This is a genomic window from Shewanella sp. MBTL60-007, assembly GCF_019654915.1.
Classification (GTDB): Bacteria; Pseudomonadota; Gammaproteobacteria; order Enterobacterales; family Shewanellaceae; genus Shewanella.
Genome location: NZ_BPET01000022.1, coordinates 1 through 19,857 on the forward strand (window position 1 = coordinate 1; position 19,857 = coordinate 19,857).

Consider the following 19,857-nt stretch of genomic DNA (forward strand, 5'->3'; position numbering starts at 1 on the left):
AAGAGCGTTGCCTGCTTGGCGTTCTTACGAACCGCTTCAAGTGGCTAGGGCTGCGTATTCTACACTTCCCGTTGTTGGCGTCAAGCGTTTATTTTAAGAAGTTTTTCAAGCGATGATTCTTTATACAAGGCACATCAAATGAAGCTCTTAAACCGCTTGTCACCAGATTCAAATCTCTTTCGATTTTTGAATTCCTAACACTGCTGCAAGTCCCGTGCTATCTAGCGTTTACGCTGGGTAGCTAGCCTGCTGTGCCGTGTCAGTGGATGCGCATTATAGGGAGATTTAAGACGAGCGCAAGAGTAAAAATGAATAAATCTCTAGTTTCATTACTGTTTGCTTATAAAACCCCCTGACTAGCTACTTTTTAGGCTTTATAATGCCATAAAACGCCATTTTAAGGACTTTTAGATGACTAACTCCAGAAACAATAAGTCACTGCGCTCATATAAGGGCATTGTTCCTGAGCTAAAGAGTAATGTATATATCGACCAAGACTGCGTTCTAGTCGGTGATATTACGCTAGATGATGACTCTAGCGTTTGGCCTTTAGTCGCTGCTCGGGGCGATGTAAACAGTATCTATATCGGTAAACGTTCAAATATCCAAGATGGTACTGTGCTACATGTCACTCGTAAGTCACCATCTTTACCCGAAGGTCACCCTTTAATTATTGGTGATGATGTGACAGTTGGTCACAAAGCTATGCTACATGGATGCAAAGTCGGCAATCGTATTTTAGTCGGCATGGGGGCTATCATTTTAGATGGAGCCATATTAGAAGATGATGTGATTTTAGGTGCAGGCTCGTTAGTGCCGCCAGGAAAAGTACTAAAGAGTGGTTTTCTTTATGTTGGCAGCCCGGCGAAACAAGCTCGACCACTTACCGAGGCAGAGCTTGCCTTCCTGCCTCAGTCAGCTGACAACTATGTCAGACTAAAGAACGAATATCTACAAGAAGACAAGTAGCCTCGAGCTTATGCTATAACGACTCTTCCCTGCTCATCGAATATCTCCTGTTCGATGAGCGCTTCAACCTCTTCCTCTATATCAAACCGATAATCATCAAATAGCTCTAGTGCTTTATTAGCAATATCCTGCTCACCGATATCCATTGTTGTCGATGACAAAGAAATCAGCTTATTTAAACTAATTCGGCATTCAATATTGGCTCCCTGAACCTGTACAGGGAAAACAATGCTTTGTGTTTGTGCGTCCCAATCTTGTAGATCGGGAAATAAAATACTCTGGTTCATAACTATCTCAAACATACCTCAAATTAGAGTTCGGCTCGTAGCTGGGCGAGAACAGGTTCTACGCTAGGTTTAACCTTACGCCAGATAAAGAAACTTTCGGCAGCTTGGCCCACCAGCATGCCTAAGCCATCTATGGTTTGGTTGGCCCCTTGCGCTTGGGCCCACACATTAAATGCCGTTGCTTCTTTGCCATACATCATATCGTAGCAAACTGTCTTATCTGTAATCGTATCGCCACTTATATTCGGCACCTCACCGCTTAAGCTGGAAGAAGTCGAGTTAATAACAAGGTCGTAGCTTTGACCTGTATGTGATATCGGTAAGGCATTAACCGTTCCGTAGTTAGCAAATAGTTCTACCAGAGCTTCGGCCTTAGCTTGTGTTCTGTTTACTATCGTCAGCTTTTCAATTCCTGCATTCAGTAGTGGCAAAATACAGCCTCGTGCCGCACCACCCGCTCCTACTAATAGAACATTTAGACCCGTAAGGCTGCCAAGGTTTCTTTCGAGATCAGCAACTAAGCCTAAACCATCTGTATTATCACCTCTGACCTTACCATCAGCTTGCACCGATAAAGTATTCACCGCTCCTGCTAGCTGCGCCAGCTCACTAAGCTCGTTGCACAGAGCAAATGCTTGCTCTTTAAAAGGCACTGTAACATTGGCTCCATAGCCCTTGTTAGCAACAAACTGTTTGAATGTCTCTTCAAATGCATCAATCGGCGCTAAGATAGCCTCATAACTTAGTGACTGAGCCATTTCTTTGGCAAACATGCTATGTATCTTAGGGGACTTACTGTGTGCGATGGGGTTACCAAATACTGCGTATCGTTCAGTCATGCTTGCAACTCTATGCGGGTTAAAACACTAGTGTAACGCGGATTAACTCTTAGGCAATCTATTCTACCCGAGTTATTTTCAGCTCTGTTTTCTACTGTGACTCACTTAAATTGCTAGATAAATTTACTCATGGGCTTGCTACACTGTTCGCCAAAGTCGTAATAAGAAGCGGTAGAAGAAGCAATATGAACTGGTTAAAGAAGCTAGTTGGCAAAACCCAACCTAATCAAGACAGAGACCCAAGCCAATCCAATGCCTATGATCGCATCGGTGGAGAAAAGGTCATTCGCGCGATTGCCCATCAGTTTTATCTGCAGATGCAGAGCAATGAAGCAACACAAGCGTTATTGTCGATCCATAGAGCACCAATCGATGAGTCAGAACAAAAGCTATTTGAATTTCTAAGCGGCTGGCTTGGTGGGCCTCAACTTTATCAGCAGAAACATGGGCACCCAGCATTGCGGGCTAGACACATGCCATTTAAAGTCGACGAGGCCATGCGAGATCAGTGGTTACTCTGTATGAAAGCGGCGATAGAGATAGAAGTGACTGAGCCACAGCATCAACAAGCTATCTATAGTGCAATCGCTACGCTAGCGGATCATATGCGAAACCAATAACGTTTAAGAACATGATTGGTTTCGCTGCTATAGTGATGCTTGTGATAAAGCCCGTTAAAGGTTTAACCAATCTCTTGGCTTTAGATAATCACTATAAAGCTGTGCTTCTGGGCTGCCCTCTTCTGGTGTATAGGCATATTCCCAACGTACTAGTGGTGGCATCGACATGAGAATAGACTCTGTGCGACCACCAGTTTGTAGACCAAACAAGGTGCCACGGTCATAAACCAAGTTAAATTCAACATATCTCCCGCGACGGTATAACTGGAACTGCCGTTCATGCTCACCATATTCAGTCTCTTTACGACGCTCAACGATTGGGGCGTACGCCGTTAAGAACCCATTACCTACCGCCTGCATAAAGGCAAAACTCTGATCGAAGCCCTGTTTATTGAGATCATCAAAGAAAAGTCCACCAACGCCGCGCGTCTCATTGCGGTGTGGTAACCAAAAGTATTCATCACACCACTGCTTATATTTAGGGTAAACCTCTTCGCCAAATGGTTCACATAAAGACTTAGCTGTTAAGTGCCATTCGAGCACATCTTCTAAATATGGGTAGTAAGGGGTTAAGTCAAAACCACCACCAAACCACCATACAGGGTCGGCCCCCTCTTTATGGGCAATGAAGAAACGTACGTTGGCATGTGTCGTAGGAATATGTGGATTGTTTGGATGAATAACTAAAGACACCCCCATCGCTTCGAAACTGCGACCCGCTAGCTCTGGACGATGTGCTGTTGCCGAGGCAGGCATAGATGCGCCCATCACATGGGAAAAGTTAACGCCGGCTTGTTCAAATACGGCACCACCAGTCAGTACGCGGCTTTGCCCACCGCCCCCCTCTTCACGTTTCCAAGAGTCTTCTGCAAATGTTGCCACGCCATCTAGGGCTTCTAATCCATTACAAATACGGTTTTGAAGATCGAGTAAGAAGGCTTTTACTACTGCTGGATCTGGTGTGCTCATATTATTCCTTTTATTGTGGCTAATTAACCTTGTCTCAGAATGGCGCCTGTTTTGGCATCGATAATGGTGGATGGTGATACTTGAGTTCCTAGCTCACCTTTTACTAATCCAGCAATCTTGCCAGTAAACTGCTTTTTAATACTTTCAGCTGATAACGCTGGCTCTTGCCCTGACAAATTGGCGCTGGTCGATACAACTGGTTTATTGATAGCTGCACATAGGGCTTTAACATCCTCATGCGCTGTCACGCGTACTGCAATAGAGTCAAAGGTGCCACTGAGTAACTTAGATAGCCCTGGCTTAATCGGCATAATAAAAGTAAACGGACCCGGCCACTTACTCTTAACATAAGCTAATTGCTCTGCAGTAAGTTGGGATTCATCGATATACGGCAACAACTGTCGATAGTCACCCGCAACCAAAATAAGCCCCTTCTGCCAAGGACGCTGCTTTATTTGCAGTAACTGATTGATGGCATTATCATTATCGGGATCGCAACCTAAGCCGTACACAGCTTCAGTTGGGTAAGCTATCACTCCACCTTGCTCGACCAATTCGGCTACGTCCGCCGGCAATACTTCTAACATTTATCTCTTAACCTTATGTAATCCGCGCAGTTCAATATCCCTATGACTACTCAAAAGTGATATTAGCGGGAAGATAATATAAATACTTAAACAGGACGCTTATATTTGCATGTCTTTTCAGGGCACTCTAAGCGCATTCCAGCGGCTCCCTTGCGCTCAACTAAGATCCCAAAGCCACACTCAGGACAAGGTTCCGCCCTAGGTGGATAGTTGACTAAGAACTTACACTTTGGATAAGCACTACAAGCATAAAACGACTTACCAAATCGACTTGTTCTATGTTCTATATGACCTTTTTTGCATTTAGGGCAAGGGATCTCATCTTGGCTATCGGCCTGATCATGCTTTTCGATGTGGCTACACTCAGGATAATTGGTGCAACCAATAAAAATACCAAAACGGCCAGACTTAACCGCCAGCTCATTACCGCAATCAGGGCAAACAGAACCCTCAATAATTTGTGTCTCAATCGACTCGTGCTGCACCAGCGGTCTTGTGTAATCACAACTTGGATAGTTATTACACCCAATAAAACCACCGTGCTTACTGTGCTTTACCGACAACTCGCAGCCACATTTAGGGCAAAGCTCAAACTCTTTCTCAAGAGCGTGCTCATGCGTAGTAAACAGTTGCTGATCTATTTTGGTCATGATTGTCTCAATTCATCTCTATGCCGCTATTCTACCAAGGAATCGATTAAGTTTTGTATTCCAGTGTTAGAATTTCGTGAAAAGCAATGATATATTGTATTCAATAAAAGCAAAGGGATTAAAATAAAGGGATAAAAAATGAATACACCCTCAAAGCTAGCTATGACTATTATAGCGGGTCTACTCACCTCTCTCTCAGGTTGTACTAGTGTCGAACAACAAGCTGTCAACCCACAAACCATTAGCCAAATCGCTGCGGCTTCCGAAACAGACCTGTTTAATGCCCAAAACCCACTCTTAACAAGAGATACCTTTTTACAGGCCAGTGCGGCTCTGAGTACGACTCAAAATATCGACTCGGCTAATCAACTACTCTACTATTTCCGTGCCTTTAGCTATTACGGTCCAGTGGATGAGCTTAGCGCCGCAGACATCTCTGCTTTAGCGATAGCACTTGAAAACCTAAGTGATTCAGGCTTACTCGACAACCAAGCCCGTCTGCAAGAACAGTATGCGGTGACGGTATATCGTTACTTCGCCAATAACGATGCCGCACCAGCCTTGGCCCCCCTACTTTCTCAACTAGAAACGCAGCTACAGCAACTCGCCACATCGACACCCAATAAAGCTAACGACTATGGCTTGCTAGAAACACTTAAAGCTTATGGTTTCCTATTCAATAAAAGCCGTAAGGATGTCGATGGCGAGCTAAACAAAGTACTGCTAGCTGCCGAGCTAAATACGCCACTATTGGCATTTGCAGCTAGCCCTGCCAGTATCCGCTCCGATAGTGACTGGCCTCGCACCAATGCATATTGGGCACTCGCCCTCTACCGTCTCGCCCTTCCTTCATCGGAAGATGGTAAAGAAACCGAGCAAGAGCTTGCCGTAGACGAAGCTGTAGCGGCAATTGCGAAAGCCGACGTTGCTCAACGTGGTGATGCAGCAAGAGATGCTTACACCGCGGGTTTTCACGTCAACGTATTTGGTGGTCAGGAGTTGTGTGAAGAGAATAGCGAAATATGCCGCATTCCGGATCTTAAAACGGCTCTACCAATCGAGCATCACTGCTCCGATAGTTTGTTCATACTGACTCAAGATCTAAACGAGCAAGAGTTGGCAGAGAGCTGTACCAAGCTGACATCTCAAGAGTCTAATTTCCATAGTGTGTTAGAGACTGGGCTAAAACCCACACCTAATGACTTTAATACCGCACTAAGAGTTGTCGCCTTTAAGAATTGGAGCCAATACCACCTCTATGGTCAGCTGATCTTTGATATTAATACCGATAATGGCGGAATGTACATAGAAGGCACACCATCCAAACCTGGTAATCAGGCGACCTTCTTTGCCTATCGCCAATGGTGGATCGAACCAGAGTTTAGAGTCTGGAACCTCAACCATGAATATGTACACTACCTTGATGGTCACTTTGTAAAATATGCTGGTTTTGGGCACTTCCCATCAAAAATGGTGTGGTGGTCAGAAGGCTTAGCTGAGTATGTTTCCAAGGGTAACGAGAACCCTTCAGCCCTTCGCGTTATTAAACGCGATATAGAAGAAGCACCTACACTAGAAGAGATCTTCGCCACCGAATATAAAGATGGCCAAGACAGAACCTATAAGTGGAGCTATATGGCGATTCGCTTCCTAGTGGAAAATCATCACGCCGACTTTGTACAGCTAAGCAAATACCTTAAAACCGATTACTTTGAGGGTTACGAGCAATTGATGGCATCATTGACTAAGCATCAACCCCAATTCGCCGACTGGTTAAATACCCAAGTCAGCGAGTTTGATGATAGCGAAGAAGATGCCAAACCTAGGTTACACAAACAGGGGCGCTATGATTATCGTGACTACTTGCAACCAAAGCACTTAGCTCATGGTGAGAATCACCTAACATTCTAGGCACAACGCCAATTTGTATCCATCTCTGGGCAAATTGGCATAAGTGTTCTGACCTCTATGGATTGAGGAAATGCGAATAAATGTATGGAACATTTATCGCCAAACACAAAAAAGGAGGCTTAGGCCTCCTTTGCTTTAGATTCTATATAGACTACGAGTGCAGACGCCCGTCAGGCTGTTCAAAGATAAGATCTTCCATCTGCTCATATGCAGACTCATGACCCGGCGCATTAAATAGCACCATCAGGATCACCCACTTAAGATCATCAAGATTCAGAGTTGGCTCATCAATCTCCATCACTCGGTCGATAACCATCTCACGGGTCTCGACGCTGAGCACTTTAATCTGCTCTAAAAAGAGTAAAAAGCCACGACTCTCAACATCAATCTTTTCCATTTCGGCATCGGTATAAATGCGGAATGAGTGCTGATCATGATTACAAAGATAAGGCGTGCCAGCTTCTTGAAGTTCAGCTAAACGCTCTAACCAAGAAAGTGCTTTGATAATTTCGCTCTGGTGAAATCCGGCGCGAGTAAGTTCTTTTGTGAGTTCGTCTTCATCTACCAAGAGTTCGACTTCACTATGAACATAGTTTTCAAATAAATACATGAGGATATCAAACATGGCTAGCTCCTCTTTAGTCTTATGTAACCACCAGGGACTGCAGAAATCCAACCCTGCAGCTCGAGTTCAAGCAATTGCTCTAATACTAGCTCTATGGTTTTTCCACTATGCTCGACTACATCATCTATTGTTGTAGCCTCATAGCCTACACTAGCTAACAGCGAGGAAAATGGCAAATCAGAAGCGTTCTCTCCCCCTATATGGTGACGAGCCTTAAGTTCTTCAAGGTGAAAATGCGATAAAGCGGTAACTTCTTCCAAAATGTCACTAACAGACTCGACTAACTTAGCGCCGTCACGCAACAATTGATGACATCCCTCACTTTGCTCACTGAGCACACTCCCCGGAACAGCAAACACTTCTCTCCCCTGTTCATTCGCCAACCTAGCCGTGATCAGTGAGCCACTTTTCAGGGTTGCCTCAACCACCAAGGTTCCTATAGTTAGACCGCTAATAATGCGATTTCGTTTCGGAAAATTACCAGAATATGGCTTAACGCTGGGCCAAAATTCACTAATAACACAGCCATCCTTTTGAATACCATTGTAAATGTGACTATGCCTCTTAGGGTAGATTACATCGACTCCAGTCCCCAGAACGGCAATACTGGGTTTATCGATATCGATAGCTGCTTTATGGGCTGAACCATCAATACCTAAGGCCATACCACTGATTATACCAATACCATTCATCGCTAATTGTGTTGCTAATTGGTAAGCCACCTTTAAGCCACCTGGTGTTGCCCGCCGACTTCCGACAATGGCAAGACTGGGAAACAATAAAGCATTCCGGTTACCTTTTAAAAACAACAGTGGTGGCGGATCGCTAATCTGCTTTAGCAGTGGAGGGTAATCTGGGTCATCAAAGCTGATAAGGTGATGGTTATCTTCAGCTTGCTGCCACGCCAAAGCCGCATCAACTAAAGCATAATCGGGAGAAAGATGAGATTGTAGTAACGACTCTGGTAAAGGCAGCGCTTGTGGCTCATGCGTTAACCTTTGCCTTAATTCGGCTACATCCATGTAATTTATTAATTGTTTAATCCGAGCTGGTCCTAGCCCAGATACAGCAGAAACAACTAGCCAATCGACCAGTGTATCGTTAATAGTTCGTCCCTTTAAAAGTGCGATGCAACCATTAATACCAATCAGTCTAAAGATTTGGTCGCTCAGCGAGAGTTTAGCGGTTATGAGACAAGGCAACGAGTGAAGAACATAGTAGTTCTACGGTTAAACTCGTTAACACAGCATCATAAGCGATAAAACTCGCCATTTTGGAGCGTTTTGGCTTCCTAATTCTGTGTTGAACAACTTCACAAGGGAATAACTATTCTTTCAGCTATTCGCCTTGAATTAGTTTGCCAAAAACGCTCTGAGTAGATCAACTTCTTATACTGATAGGTATAAAGTTGCATCGAAAGAAACACTATAACTAACTCTAGTCTACTCACTGCTGATCAGCGAATCGGGAATTGCCAATTTGTCAGCCACTCTTACCGGCCGCTCATTAACTAAAATAATCCCCATACTCGTTTTATCGAATACTTTAAACACCATCAACTTGCCACGATAAAGATCCGGCATCTTAACGGCGCTGTCGGAAGAGATATTAGCTAGCATCTTCTCATAACGGTTACGCTCATGAGGCTGTACAGGTATGCCATCGCCATCGATAACTACGACCTTTCCGTCTTTAAAGATAGAGAACACATGCCCAGGCTCAAGGCCATCTGTTGCCCCTCTGTCTAAATAGACCACATCAAGCTTACCCATCTCACGAATATCTTTACCCGATGCTAATACTGTCGTTGGTGCATCGACCTCCGCAGCCTTAGGCATAAAATAGGCTGACATGAGTGAATCATCTTCGATCGGTAAGACTCGATATCCAGCGGATGTTTCCTGCAAGCTACTAAGCAACTCAACTTTGGAAATCGCCCCCGACTCTACCACTCGACCACTGGCAGACAAGATCACCTCTAAACCTAAATCTTCGCCATCGCTATTCTTAAAGGTGCGGCCATAAGTGTAAACACCTAACTTTTCACCCACAGTAAGCTCGCCTTGAACATAGATAATGTCTGAAACCACATGGAACTTTGAGGGACTCTCTCCTCCCATGACTTTCGGCTGTGACTCATACCACTGCTCATCGACCACGCGATTTTGTAATAAATAAGGACGAATTAACGAGAGGTCAATTGCTGGGATAGCGCCATCTTTAGGGGAAATACGCCCCTGTGGGCTCTTTCGAATATGAGGCTTAACCACTAGACGGGGCTGACCATCAATAAAGACCAAGGTAAGTCTGTCACCAGGATAAATAAGGTGCGGATTAGCCACCTGTGGGTTTGCGCCCCAAAGCTTGGGCCAACGCCAAGGATCATTGAGAAATGCGGCCGAAATATCCCAAAGGGTATCGCCTTTCTTAACCACGTAAGAATCGGGATGCCCCGACTTTAGGGTTAGCGTATCGGCAAATACGGAGGTGCAACCAATTATGAGTGAAGCAAGTAATATTAACCGTTTCATCTGGGTATCCATGCTATTTGCTCTTTTATTAGAGTAATAAGTAGAGCTTTTGCTGTTATTGAATGCCGCTAACGACTAAAATTGAGCCATTAGCCAAAGTCAGTATAACCAACTGACTCAGATTTGACAGACTTGTTAAGAGTTTAGGTATGAGTTTATTAAAAGTTTTACAGTTTCCCGATGAGAGATTACGCACTGTTGCTAAGCCGATAACAGAGTTTAACCCTGCTCTTCAAACACAGATCGATGATATGTTCGAAACAATGTACGAAGAAAAGGGAATTGGTCTTGCTGCAACACAGGTCGATTACCACCATCAACTTATTGTTATGGACCTTCAAGATGAAGTTGAACGCCCAAAAGTGTTCATCAATTTAGAAATTATCGCCAAAAGCGGTGAGTTTTCGAACGAAGAAGGCTGCCTATCTGTTCCAGGTATTTACGCTAAAGTAGATCGAGCAGAATTTGTTACCATCAAGGCACTCGATCGTGACGGTAAAGAGTTTACCTTGGAAGCTGATGGGTTGTTTGCTATCTGCCTACAGCATGAATTAGATCATCTAGCAGGCAAACTGTTTGTTGACTACCTGTCACCACTTAAGCGCCAGCGTATCAAACAAAAGCTAGAAAAAGCGGCTCGTCTTGAAGCAAAACAAGGATAAATCGTTGAAACCATTAAATGTCATTTTTGCAGGAACTCCTGACTTTGCTGCACGCCATCTTCAAGCGCTAATCGACTCAGAGCACAACGTAATTGCAGTATATACCCAGCCGGATAGACCCGCAGGCCGTGGTAAGAAACTACAAGCGAGTCCAGTTAAAGCGTTAGCCCTTGAAAATGACATCGCAGTTTTTCAGCCTAAGTCGCTACGTGACGAAGATGCTCAAGCAGAACTTGCTTCGCTAAACGCCGACATCATGGTCGTTGTAGCATACGGGCTTATCTTACCTAAAGTGGTACTCGATACTCCCCGCCTAGGTTGCATCAATGTTCATGGCTCAATTTTGCCACGCTGGCGTGGTGCGGCACCAATTCAACGCGCATTGTGGGCTGGCGACAGTGAAACTGGCGTAACCATCATGCAGATGGACATAGGTCTCGATACCGGTGATATGCTGCTAAAAACCCAGCTAAAAATTGAAGACAGTGACACCTCTGCCACCCTTTATGAAAAGCTTGCTGAGCAGGGGCCTACTGCATTGGTTGAAGCGCTTGCAGGCATAGCTGAAAATCGTTTACCTGCCGAGAAGCAAGATGAAAGCCTAGCCAACTACGCAGAGAAACTCTCGAAAGAGGAAGCGCGTTTAGACTGGTCTAAATCGGCTATCGCACTATGGCGAGAAATCCGAGCCTTTAATCCGTGGCCAGTCAGTCACTACGAGCACGAAGGCAATACCATTAAGGTATGGCAAAGCCATGTCAGTGATGAAACCAGTTCAAAGCAGCCTGGTACGATTCTATCTGCCGATAAAAATGGCATTAGCATCGCAACCGGCGAAGGGGTATTAACCATTACCCAAATGCAACTTCCAGGTAAGAAACCTTTAAGCGTTGCTGACATCCTAAATGCAAGAGCAGACTGGTTTACTCCAGGAACCCTACTTGCTGGCACAGATAACTTAGAGGCTTAATCGCTAATGAATTTAAGAGCTTTGGCCGCCAAGGTCGTTTTCCAAGTGCTAGAAAAAGGCGTGTCACTTTCCGTGGCGCTGCCGGATCAGCAAAAGCATTTAGACAGTGGTAAAGATAAGGCACTGCTTGCCGAGTTATGCTACGGCGTGATGCGTCATTTGCCACAACTCGACAAGCAAGTCAGTGATTGCATGAGCAAGCAGATGAAGGGTAAGCAGCGCATCGTCCACCAGCTATTACTCGTTGGCTGCTACCAGCTATACTTCACCCGTATCCCGAGTCATGCAGCAATTTCTGAAACTGCCGAAGCCTGTCGTCAGCTAAAGTTCGAAGGCTTAGTGAAAGTCGTTAATGGTGTCCTACGTAATATTCAACGCCAAGAAAAGCCGTTATCGACTGAAAACGACACCTTAGCCTATAACACTCCAGCCTGGATCATTAAGCGCTTAAAAGAGGCTTACCCAGAAAACTGGCAAACAGTCATTGAGCAAAGCCATGAACGCCCCCCCATGTGGCTGCGTAACAATCAGCTATCTCAAACACGAGAGACCTATCTACAAGCGTTGGCCGGTCTGGAGATCGAAGCGCAAGCAGGTAATAGCCCCGATTCAATCCTATTAAGTAGCCCACGAGATGTGATGCATCTACCGGGTTTTGAAACAGGTGCAGCTTCCGTGCAAGATGGTGCGGCGCAATGGGCTGCCACATTACTGGCACCACAAGGTGATGAGCTAGTGCTAGATGCTTGCGCAGCACCGGGCGGTAAAAGCTGTCATCTATTGGAGCAGGCGCCAAACATCAAGCTGGTTGCAGTAGATTTCGATGCTAAACGTCTAGAGCGTGTGCAGCAAAATCTTGATAGATTGTCACTCAAAGCCAAATTAGTTCATGGCGATGCCGCCAATATTGATTCATGGTGGCAAGGTGAAAAGTTTGACCGTATTCTGCTCGATGCGCCCTGCTCGGCAACAGGTGTTATCCGCCGTCATCCAGATATTAAGTGGCTAAGAAAGAACAATGACATCGAAGAATTGGCGCAGTTACAGTCGCAAATATTCGATCACTGCTGGAAGTGGTTAAAGCCTGGTGGCACACTCTTGTATGCCACATGTTCGATTTTGCCACAGGAAAATAAAGATCAAGTCAGTGCCTTCTTAGCCAGAACACCTGATGCGACTTTAGTACCTATCGAAGAGCAAGCTAACCCTGATGATATCGGTTGGCAGATTGTTCCCGGACAAGACAACATGGACGGCTTTTATTACGCTCGCCTAGTGAAGGATTAGTACGGCAATGAAAATTATCATTTTGGGTGCAGGACAAGTTGGCGGCACGTTAGCCGAAAACTTAGTAGGCGAAAACAATGACATCACCATTGTCGATAACGACAAAAACCGCCTGCGTACCTTGCAAGATAAGTACGACTTAAGGGTGGTTGTGGGTCATGGTGCTCACCCAAGTGTATTAAAAGAGGCTGGAGCCGAAGACGCAGACATGCTGATTGCGGTAACCAATAGCGATGAATGTAATATGGCTGCCTGCCAGATTGCCTATTCGCTCTATGGCACACCAACAAAAATTGCCCGTATTCGTTCTGAGCAGTATTTAGGTCTTCGTGACAAACTGTTTATCGATAGTGAAACTAAACACGCAGAAAATCGCCCTCGTGGTGGCTTTATTATCGATGAGCTTATTGCGCCAGAACAACTGGTTACCGCCTATATTGGCCGCTTAGTTGAATACCCAGGCGCACTGCAGGTACTTGAGTTTGCCGAAGGCAGACTCAGTCTCGTTGCCGTACGTGCCTACTATGGCGGCCCTCTCGTGGGTAATGCATTGGCCGCACTGCGCGAGCATATGCCCAATATTGATACCCGAGTGGCAGCAATCTTTAGACAAGGTCGCCCGATTATGCCCCGCGGCACCACCATTATTGAGGCCGATGATGAAGTCTTCTTTGTAGCTGACAGTCGCCACGTCCGCGCAGTAATGAGTGAAATGCAAAAGCTGGATAACTCCTACCGCAACATCATGATTGCTGGCGGTGGTAATATCGGTTTAGGCTTGGCTAAGCAGTTACAGCGTAACCATTCGGTCAAGCTGATTGAGCGTAAGCAAGAGCGCGCCGAAGAGTTATCAGAAAAGCTTGAGAACACCACAGTATTTTGTGGCGATGCATCGGATCAAGAACTGCTACTCGAAGAGCATATCGATCAAACCGATGTATTTATTGCGGTTACCAACGACGATGAGGCCAATATCATGGCCGCCCTGCTCGCTAAGCGCATGGGCGCCAAGAAAGTCATGGTGCTGATCCAGCGTGAGGCCTATGTTGATATCGTGCAGGAAGCCAATATCGATATCGCCATCTCACCACAGCAAGCCACCATTTCGGCGCTACTGACCCACATTCGCCAAGGTGATATTTGTAACGTTTACTCACTGCGACGCGGTGCAGCCGAAGCTATCGAAGCGATTGCTCACGGTGACTCCAACACCTCCAAGGTCGTAGGTAAACAGATCAGCGAAATCAAATTACCACCCGGCACGACCATTGGTGCTATCGTGCGCGATGAAGAAGTATTGATGGCTCACGACAAAACCGTCATCGAACAAGGCGATCACGTTATTCTCTTCTTAGTAAATAAGAAGTTTATTGGTGAAGTTGAGAAGCTTTTCCAACCGAGTGCCTTTTTCTTTTAAAAACGTTCAGGAGCGTAATAGTGCTGAACTATCGTCCTTTACTGTTTATTCTGGGAGTTTTCCTGTCAACGCTTACCGCGTTTATGTTAATTCCCGGCGCCTTCGCGCTCTATTATGGCGAGGAAACAGTAGGTGCATTTATGATCTCCTCTCTGGTTGCGGGCAGCGCAGCCAGCTTTTGTATGCACCAAGGCCAGAGCCATAAACTCCATCTCAACATTCGAGATATGTTTCTGCTGACCTGCCTCACATGGCTTATCGTAAGCCTATTTGCCGCAATGCCCTTCACTCTGTATCACGGTATCAACTATACCGATGCCTTCTTCGAAACCATGTCGGGGATCACCACCACAGGCTCTACCGTGTTGTCGGGGCTGGACAGCATGGATCACAGCATTCTGATCTGGCGCTCACTGCTACAATGGTTAGGCGGAATAGGCTTTATCGTGATGGCCGTAGCCGTGCTGCCCTTCTTGAACGTCGGTGGTATGCGACTGTTTAGAACCGAGTCTTCAGACTGGAGTGATAAGACCACCCCGCGCACCCAGCATATGGCAAAGAACCTATTTATTGTTTATAGCCTACTCACCTTTCTGTGCTTCCTAGCCTACCACAGCAGCGGGATGAACTGGTTTCAAGCCATTAACCATGCCATGACGACCCTATCAACTGGCGGCTACTCCACCTCAGACCAATCCATGGCAGCGTTTTCTAACGAGGCCCATTGGATTGGCACCATCTTTATGCTTGCCGGTGGATTGCCCTTGCTGATGTTCGTCCACATGGTGCAACAACGCTCCGTCAGCGTATGGGACGACGCCCAAGTCAAAGGCTTCTTAAAGTTTGTCATTTTTGTTTCTTGCTCACTTGCCCTATGGCTATGGAGTACCAGAGAAATTAACCCACTCGATGCCCTACGCTTAGCCAGCTTTAATGTGGTCTCAGTGGTTACAACGACTGGATATGGCCTTACCGATTACTCCGCATGGGGCGCACTGGCCAATATCGCCTTCCTGTTCTTGATGTTTGTCGGCAGCTGCTCGGGCTCAACCTCTGGCGGGATAAAAATCTTCAGATTTCAAATAGCTGGAGTGATCATGCGTGAGCAGCTTAAGCAGCAGTTTCACCCAAATGGCGTATTTAAAGAGCGTTACAATAAACGCATCATTAAAGAGGATATTGTCCGCTCACTGGTCACTTTTATTCTGCTGTTTGTATTGGTGATAGTGCTGCTATCTGTGGTGCTGGTACTCACGGGGCTCGATCCAGTCACCAGCTTTACCGGCGCCATAACCGCCGTTACCAATGTCGGTCCAGGATTAGGCGATACCATTGGCCCAGCAGGCAACTTCTCATCTCTACCCGATGTTGCCAAATGGGCGCTAGCAATAGGTATGCTATTGGGGCGATTAGAGATCTTAACTGTCGCGGTCTTGTTCCACCCAAGCTTCTGGAAGTATTAGATAAACGTTAGACACAAAAAAGCCGCATTAATTGCGGCTTTTTGATTAGGGCGCTTATTTAGCTAGGCTCACTAAGTGATCAGCATAAACCTTCACATCATCCCAATCGGTATAATCAATGACTGCTTTAGGATCGGTTGGGCCATCGGTGATTTTCATGATCAGTTGGATCATCATTCTGTCGTACCAGCGCCAAGATGGATAGTCGACCTTACCAGCAATCACCTTCACATCGTTAGGCTTCCACGCTGATAACTCAATGAACTTCTGTAGATACTTATTATTTTCAGGCACACGTTTTTCTGGCTTACGCGCAACCACATTAACACTAAAGAAGCTTGAGGCTTTTGCACTTAATTGGGCTTGATGTGTGGCTGCGAATTCAAATACCGACTTATGATAACTGCCGTAAAGTACACATGCGCCGAGAGCGACAACATCATACTTAGCCCAATCGACACCTTCAGCCTTAGCCTCACTAATATGCATCATATCGCACTGGTGACCTTGGCTAACTAAGTGGTCAGCGATAGCGCGGCTGATTCTGGCAGTATGACCACCACGAGAATAATAAAGTACCAAAACTGATTTCATCTGTATTCCAATTGAGGATTTGCTATTAAATCCATTGTTACAGCAAATCGTAGTTTTTAAAGAAGAATGGATCACAAATTAGGTGTAGCTCATATTATCGACATCAAAAATTGTGATAATTAGAAACCATGAGTATATTGTCTTATCATAACATCTCAATTAGAATAAACTAATTAAAGGCGATGGAGTAAGTAACCGTATGCAAAAAGAAATCGATGCCAGCGCAATGGTCACCAATGCAGAGAGCGCAGCAAAATGGCTTAAGGCTATCGCGAACCCATATAGGTTAATGATTCTGTGCTTATTATTAGATAAAGAGTTAAGCGTAACCGAATTAAATAAAACGGTTCCACTTAGCCAATCGGCGCTATCACAACATCTCGCCGTGTTACGCTCTGAAGATTTAGTCGCAACCCGAAAGAGCTCACAAGTGGTTTACTACACCCTTAAAAATGAGCAGGTCACCGAGGTTATTTCCATATTGCACCGCAAGTATTGCGCTGCCTAAGAGATAATTTTTAGAGCCAATTTAAGATAGAAATAAGCCTGCTAAATAGCAGGCTTTTTGTCGGCTCAAATCTAGCGCTTAGCAAATGCTAAGGCAAACTCATCAACCTTATTCCAATCTGTAAATTCAAAAGTACCACTGGTATCGGTTGGACCTTTAGTCATCCACATAATAAAACGGATCATCACCTTATCGAACAGGCGATATTTAGGATAATCAATCTTACCGGCAAACACGGCTAACTGCTGCGGTTGCCACAATGACAGCGCCAAAAACTTCTTCATGTAGGGGTTGGTTTCTGGGGTGTTTTTCTCAGGCTTGCGAGCCACTACATTGACAGTGAAGAATGCATTTTGCTTGGCATCCAGCACCGCATGGTGACGGTTAATAAACTGGTACAGCTCGGGACGATGCTTACCATAGCGAATGCTCGCAGCAATTAAGATCTTGTCAAACTGTGCCAAGCCTATGGTTTCAGCCTCTTCGAGAGAGGCCAATATTACCTTAGCCCCTTGCTCTTGGTTTATCTTCTTTATCTGTTCACAAATCGCTTTGGTTTGGCCATCGACTGTCGAATAAATGATTAGTGTATTGTTCATTAACGTCTCACTATTTTCGGTTCAAACTAATTTCAAACAATGGCCAAAGGCCGATCTTATGTTCAGTATATCGGGCAACAATTAACACTAACTGAGTCTTTCTTACACCAGATATTGTTACGCTGATTTAGTTCTTCCAGAATGTCGGAGTAAACAAAATTAGCAAGGTGAATACCTCTAAACGACCGAATAACATCGCAAACAGCAGCACCCATTTCTCACCATCACCAATACTGGCGTAGTTACTCGCCACCTCACCTAACCCTGGACCTAAGTTGTTTAAGCAGGCCGCTGTAGCACTAAAAGCGGTAATGGCGTCCATACCTAGCGCCATCAGAATAAGCATACAGATAACAAAAACTAAGGCGTAAGCAGAGAAGAACCCCCAGACCGCATCAATCACCCTATCCGGTAGCGCGTTACCGCTGATTCGGATAGAAAACATGCCACGGGGATGAACTAGACGCTTCAGTTCACGGGAGCCTTGTAGCAAAAGTAAGATCACTCGGATCACTTTAATACCACCTGCAGTAGAGCCCCCACTACCACCAATAAAGCTAGAAAAGATTAATAGGATCGGTAAGAACAAAGGCCAGGCGTGGAAGCTCTCGGTACCAAAACCTGCCGTAGTAGAGATAGATACCGCCTGAAACAGTGCATAGTCAAAGGTTTCTTCAGCAGAGTCATAGATGCCTGAGCCATAAAGCGTAACAAAACAGATGGCGGTTAGAACCAATTGAATGGCAATCAACACCTTGAACTCTGCATCACGGAAATAGACTCGTAAATTAATGCCACGGCGAGAGAATGCAGCAAAGTGGAGGCTAAAGTTCAGTGCGGCAATAAGTAAAAACACCACGCAGATCATGTTGATAGTAGGGCTATTGAAGTAACCCATGCTGGCATCATGGGTAGAGAAGCCACCAATCGCAATAGTGGAAAATGAGTGACAGATAGCATCGAAAACATCCATCCCCGCCAGCCAATATGCAACAGCACAAGCAACTGTCAGTGCTAAATAGATATACCAGAGCGCCTTGGCGGTTTCGGCAATTCTCGGCGTCATCTTGCTGTCTTTTACTGGCCCCGGCATCTCTGCTCGATACAGTTGCATTCCTCCGACACCGAGTACGGGAAGAATAGCCACCGCCAGTACGATTATCCCCATACCGCCGAGCCACTGTAGTAGATGTCGGTAGAATAGAATCGCCTTAGGCAGGCTATCTAAGCCTACAATCACTGTAGCTCCCGTGGTCGTCAATGCCGAGAAAGACTCGAAGAAGCTGTCGGTTAAACTCAGAGAGGGCTGGCCAGAGAAGATAAATGGCACCGCACCAATAGATCCGAGTACCACCCAAAATAGTACCACCAGCAGGAAGCCTTCTCGGGTACGTAGGTCCTTATGGTGAGAGCGATTAGGATACCAGAGTCCAAAACCCAAGATCAGGCACAACACAAACGCCTGAATAAAAGCCATGCCTCCGCCATCTTTATAGATAACAGCGACCAGAGCGGGTGGAAGTAAAGATAAAGAAAACAACCCCATCAACAGGCCTGTAATTCTTATAATTGTTCGATATTGCATTGATTCCCATCACTAGCGCTTATGCTTAGCGCATTCTCGCACACTTATTAATTAATGTTCACATTCGAATAGCAATCTTGCTACTCATCAATAAAAACGCCAAGCGAGTATCAATCGCTTTTAATAAACCCAACAAGCTAAAGCTAAGTTATGGCTTACTCTTCAAATACTGCTTTAAGCTGACCTTTACTCATTGTCGCCAAATCTAGATTCAACTGCTGTTTAAAAGCCTTAGGGATAGCAAATCGGATCTCAATATGCTCTGCAAACAGTTTGTCTTCAATCAAGACATCTAATTGAGCGAATAGGTGTTCCACATCTTTTAACTGATGATACTCACACACCAGCTTGCCGGGATAACGGATCTGCTTTAACTGCGTCTCAAGTTGAGGAATCGCTTGTTTAATGCCAGAGCTATACGCTCTAACCAAGCCACCAACTCCCAGCTTGGTGCCGCCGAAATAACGGATCACAACGGCACCTATTTCACCAATATTAGCCCCCTGTAAGGCTGCCAGCATTGGTCGTCCAGCACTCCCCGAAGGTTCACCATCATCACTTGAGCCAATATTGACACTATCGGTAGGCGAGCCACCAACAAAGGCATAGCAGTAATGGTTAGCGCCTGGGTATTCAACCCTTAAGTTAGTAAGTACACACTTCAACTCTTCTGCCGACTGGCAGTGAAACAGAAAAGAGATAAAGCGACTATGCTTTATCTCCTCTTCGAACAACAACTCCGCCGCAGGGATGAGATAACTCTCACTCAAAACATTTCTCTCAT

At 45.4% G+C, this 19,857-nt stretch carries 21 protein-coding genes; 9 read left to right on the plus strand and 12 right to left on the minus strand.

Annotation, left to right across the window (positions count from 1 at the left end):
• Nucleotides 1-411: 411 nt before the first annotated feature.
• On the plus strand, nt 412-969 hold the full coding sequence (locus K5Q92_RS09880; protein ID WP_220768841.1) for a gamma carbonic anhydrase family protein: 558 nt from the start codon (nt 412-414) through the stop codon (nt 967-969).
• An 8-nt stretch (nt 970-977) separates the two neighbouring features.
• On the opposite strand, the gene K5Q92_RS09885 is transcribed toward K5Q92_RS09880, so the two are convergent.
• Nucleotides 978-1,256, minus strand: coding sequence for a DUF1488 domain-containing protein (locus K5Q92_RS09885; protein ID WP_220768842.1), 279 nt, complete (start codon nt 1,254-1,256; stop codon nt 978-980).
• A 23-nt stretch (nt 1,257-1,279) separates the two neighbouring features.
• Nucleotides 1,280-2,095 carry a shikimate dehydrogenase gene (gene aroE / locus K5Q92_RS09890; RefSeq protein WP_220768843.1) on the minus strand — a complete coding sequence of 272 codons (816 nt, stop codon included), beginning with the start codon at nt 2,093-2,095 and terminating at the stop codon, nt 1,280-1,282.
• Nucleotides 2,096-2,280: 185 nt separating this feature from the next.
• Here aroE and K5Q92_RS09895 point away from each other — a divergent pair, with 185 nt between their 5' ends.
• Nucleotides 2,281-2,715, plus strand: a complete 435-nt coding sequence (locus tag K5Q92_RS09895; RefSeq protein WP_220768844.1) for a group II truncated hemoglobin — start codon at nt 2,281-2,283, stop codon at nt 2,713-2,715.
• 54 nt (nt 2,716-2,769) lie between these two features.
• On the opposite strand, the gene hemF is transcribed toward K5Q92_RS09895, so the two are convergent.
• From hemF to K5Q92_RS09910, 3 genes are all read right to left on the minus strand, one after another.
• Nucleotides 2,770-3,684, minus strand: coding sequence for an oxygen-dependent coproporphyrinogen oxidase (hemF, locus tag K5Q92_RS09900; protein WP_220768845.1), 915 nt, complete (start codon nt 3,682-3,684; stop codon nt 2,770-2,772).
• A 23-nt stretch (nt 3,685-3,707) separates the two neighbouring features.
• Complete coding sequence (locus K5Q92_RS09905) at nt 3,708-4,271, minus strand: L-threonylcarbamoyladenylate synthase (RefSeq protein ID WP_220768846.1); 564 nt, start codon at nt 4,269-4,271, stop codon at nt 3,708-3,710.
• 86 nt (nt 4,272-4,357) lie between these two features.
• The gene (locus K5Q92_RS09910) at nt 4,358-4,921 is read right to left on the minus strand and encodes a type I DNA topoisomerase (protein WP_220768847.1); all 564 of its coding nucleotides are present in this window, start codon (nt 4,919-4,921) and stop codon (nt 4,358-4,360) included.
• A gap of 138 nt (nt 4,922-5,059) precedes the next feature.
• On the opposite strand from K5Q92_RS09910, the gene K5Q92_RS09915 reads away from it, so the two are divergent.
• Nucleotides 5,060-6,832, plus strand: coding sequence for a collagenase (locus K5Q92_RS09915; protein WP_220768848.1), 1,773 nt, complete (start codon nt 5,060-5,062; stop codon nt 6,830-6,832).
• Nucleotides 6,833-6,983: 151 nt separating this feature from the next.
• Here the strand turns inward: K5Q92_RS09915 and K5Q92_RS09920 are convergent, their stop codons facing one another.
• The 3 genes from K5Q92_RS09920 to K5Q92_RS09930 all read right to left on the minus strand — a co-directional run bounded on the left by K5Q92_RS09920 (nt 6,984) and on the right by K5Q92_RS09930 (nt 10,000).
• Complete coding sequence (locus tag K5Q92_RS09920) at nt 6,984-7,457, minus strand: DUF494 family protein (protein WP_202723603.1); 474 nt, start codon at nt 7,455-7,457, stop codon at nt 6,984-6,986.
• Nucleotides 7,458-7,459: 2 nt separating this feature from the next.
• Nucleotides 7,460-8,479, minus strand: a complete 1,020-nt coding sequence (dprA, locus tag K5Q92_RS09925) for a DNA-processing protein DprA (RefSeq protein WP_220768849.1) — start codon at nt 8,477-8,479, stop codon at nt 7,460-7,462.
• A 420-nt stretch (nt 8,480-8,899) separates the two neighbouring features.
• A complete protein-coding gene (locus K5Q92_RS09930) occupies nt 8,900-10,000 on the minus strand; it encodes a LysM peptidoglycan-binding domain-containing protein (RefSeq protein ID WP_220768850.1) in 1,101 nt (366 codons plus the stop codon).
• Between the two features lie 137 nt (nt 10,001-10,137).
• Between K5Q92_RS09930 and def the strand changes: the two genes are divergently transcribed.
• From def to K5Q92_RS09955, 5 genes are read left to right on the plus strand one after another with little or no spacing between them, the layout of a single operon-like run.
• A complete protein-coding gene (gene def, locus K5Q92_RS09935) occupies nt 10,138-10,650 on the plus strand; it encodes a peptide deformylase (RefSeq protein ID WP_220768851.1) in 513 nt (170 codons plus the stop codon).
• Nucleotides 10,651-10,654: 4 nt separating this feature from the next.
• Nucleotides 10,655-11,620: a methionyl-tRNA formyltransferase gene (fmt, locus tag K5Q92_RS09940; RefSeq protein WP_220768852.1), complete on the plus strand. Its 966-nt coding sequence runs from the start codon at nt 10,655-10,657 to the stop codon at nt 11,618-11,620.
• 6 nt (nt 11,621-11,626) lie between these two features.
• Nucleotides 11,627-12,907: a 16S rRNA (cytosine(967)-C(5))-methyltransferase RsmB gene (gene rsmB, locus K5Q92_RS09945; RefSeq protein ID WP_220768853.1), complete on the plus strand. Its 1,281-nt coding sequence runs from the start codon at nt 11,627-11,629 to the stop codon at nt 12,905-12,907.
• 7 nt (nt 12,908-12,914) lie between these two features.
• The gene (trkA, locus tag K5Q92_RS09950) at nt 12,915-14,324 is read left to right on the plus strand and encodes a Trk system potassium transporter TrkA (RefSeq protein WP_220768854.1); all 1,410 of its coding nucleotides are present in this window, start codon (nt 12,915-12,917) and stop codon (nt 14,322-14,324) included.
• A gap of 20 nt (nt 14,325-14,344) precedes the next feature.
• On the plus strand, nt 14,345-15,787 hold the full coding sequence (locus K5Q92_RS09955; RefSeq protein ID WP_220768855.1) for a TrkH family potassium uptake protein: 1,443 nt from the start codon (nt 14,345-14,347) through the stop codon (nt 15,785-15,787).
• A 54-nt stretch (nt 15,788-15,841) separates the two neighbouring features.
• Here the strand turns inward: K5Q92_RS09955 and hemG (K5Q92_RS09960) are convergent, their stop codons facing one another.
• On the minus strand, nt 15,842-16,381 hold the full coding sequence (hemG, locus tag K5Q92_RS09960; protein ID WP_220768856.1) for a menaquinone-dependent protoporphyrinogen IX dehydrogenase: 540 nt from the start codon (nt 16,379-16,381) through the stop codon (nt 15,842-15,844).
• A 199-nt stretch (nt 16,382-16,580) separates the two neighbouring features.
• Here hemG (K5Q92_RS09960) and K5Q92_RS09965 point away from each other — a divergent pair, with 199 nt between their 5' ends.
• Complete coding sequence (locus K5Q92_RS09965; RefSeq protein ID WP_202723612.1) at nt 16,581-16,889, plus strand: metalloregulator ArsR/SmtB family transcription factor; 309 nt, start codon at nt 16,581-16,583, stop codon at nt 16,887-16,889.
• 71 nt (nt 16,890-16,960) lie between these two features.
• Here the strand turns inward: K5Q92_RS09965 and hemG (K5Q92_RS09970) are convergent, their stop codons facing one another.
• From hemG (K5Q92_RS09970) to K5Q92_RS09980, 3 genes are all read right to left on the minus strand, one after another.
• A complete protein-coding gene (gene hemG / locus K5Q92_RS09970) occupies nt 16,961-17,488 on the minus strand; it encodes a menaquinone-dependent protoporphyrinogen IX dehydrogenase (protein WP_220768857.1) in 528 nt (175 codons plus the stop codon).
• 127 nt (nt 17,489-17,615) lie between these two features.
• Nucleotides 17,616-19,073 carry a TrkH family potassium uptake protein gene (locus tag K5Q92_RS09975; protein WP_220768858.1) on the minus strand — a complete coding sequence of 486 codons (1,458 nt, stop codon included), beginning with the start codon at nt 19,071-19,073 and terminating at the stop codon, nt 17,616-17,618.
• A gap of 155 nt (nt 19,074-19,228) precedes the next feature.
• Entirely contained in the window at nt 19,229-19,843 is a 615-nt protein-coding gene (locus tag K5Q92_RS09980) for a YigZ family protein (protein ID WP_220768859.1), read from the minus strand.
• Between the last annotated feature and the right edge of the window lie 14 nt (nt 19,844-19,857).

Bases quoted from the DNA above. Each gene is read 5' to 3' on its own strand.
- K5Q92_RS09975 (WP_220768858.1), bottom strand. From the start codon at position 19,073: ATGCAATATCGAACAATTATAAGAATTACAGGCCTGTTGATGGGGTTG.
- hemF (WP_220768845.1), bottom strand. From the start codon at position 3,684: ATGAGCACACCAGATCCAGCAGTAGTAAAAGCCTTCTTACTCGATCTT.
- K5Q92_RS09905 (WP_220768846.1), bottom strand. From the start codon at position 4,271: ATGTTAGAAGTATTGCCGGCGGACGTAGCCGAATTGGTCGAGCAAGGT.
- hemG (WP_220768857.1), bottom strand. From the start codon at position 17,488: ATGAACAATACACTAATCATTTATTCGACAGTCGATGGCCAAACCAAA.
- K5Q92_RS09895 (WP_220768844.1), top strand. From the start codon at position 2,281: ATGAACTGGTTAAAGAAGCTAGTTGGCAAAACCCAACCTAATCAAGAC.
- K5Q92_RS09910 (WP_220768847.1), bottom strand. From the start codon at position 4,921: ATGACCAAAATAGATCAGCAACTGTTTACTACGCATGAGCACGCTCTT.
- K5Q92_RS09880 (WP_220768841.1), top strand. From the start codon at position 412: ATGACTAACTCCAGAAACAATAAGTCACTGCGCTCATATAAGGGCATT.
- trkA (WP_220768854.1), top strand. From the start codon at position 12,915: ATGAAAATTATCATTTTGGGTGCAGGACAAGTTGGCGGCACGTTAGCC.
- K5Q92_RS09920 (WP_202723603.1), bottom strand. From the start codon at position 7,457: ATGTTTGATATCCTCATGTATTTATTTGAAAACTATGTTCATAGTGAA.
- dprA (WP_220768849.1), bottom strand. From the start codon at position 8,479: ATGGATGTAGCCGAATTAAGGCAAAGGTTAACGCATGAGCCACAAGCG.
- aroE (WP_220768843.1), bottom strand. From the start codon at position 2,095: ATGACTGAACGATACGCAGTATTTGGTAACCCCATCGCACACAGTAAG.
- K5Q92_RS09915 (WP_220768848.1), top strand. From the start codon at position 5,060: ATGAATACACCCTCAAAGCTAGCTATGACTATTATAGCGGGTCTACTC.
- hemG (WP_220768856.1), bottom strand. From the start codon at position 16,381: ATGAAATCAGTTTTGGTACTTTATTATTCTCGTGGTGGTCATACTGCC.
- K5Q92_RS09965 (WP_202723612.1), top strand. From the start codon at position 16,581: ATGCAAAAAGAAATCGATGCCAGCGCAATGGTCACCAATGCAGAGAGC.
- rsmB (WP_220768853.1), top strand. From the start codon at position 11,627: ATGAATTTAAGAGCTTTGGCCGCCAAGGTCGTTTTCCAAGTGCTAGAA.
- K5Q92_RS09930 (WP_220768850.1), bottom strand. From the start codon at position 10,000: ATGGATACCCAGATGAAACGGTTAATATTACTTGCTTCACTCATAATT.
- def (WP_220768851.1), top strand. From the start codon at position 10,138: ATGAGTTTATTAAAAGTTTTACAGTTTCCCGATGAGAGATTACGCACT.
- K5Q92_RS09885 (WP_220768842.1), bottom strand. From the start codon at position 1,256: ATGAACCAGAGTATTTTATTTCCCGATCTACAAGATTGGGACGCACAA.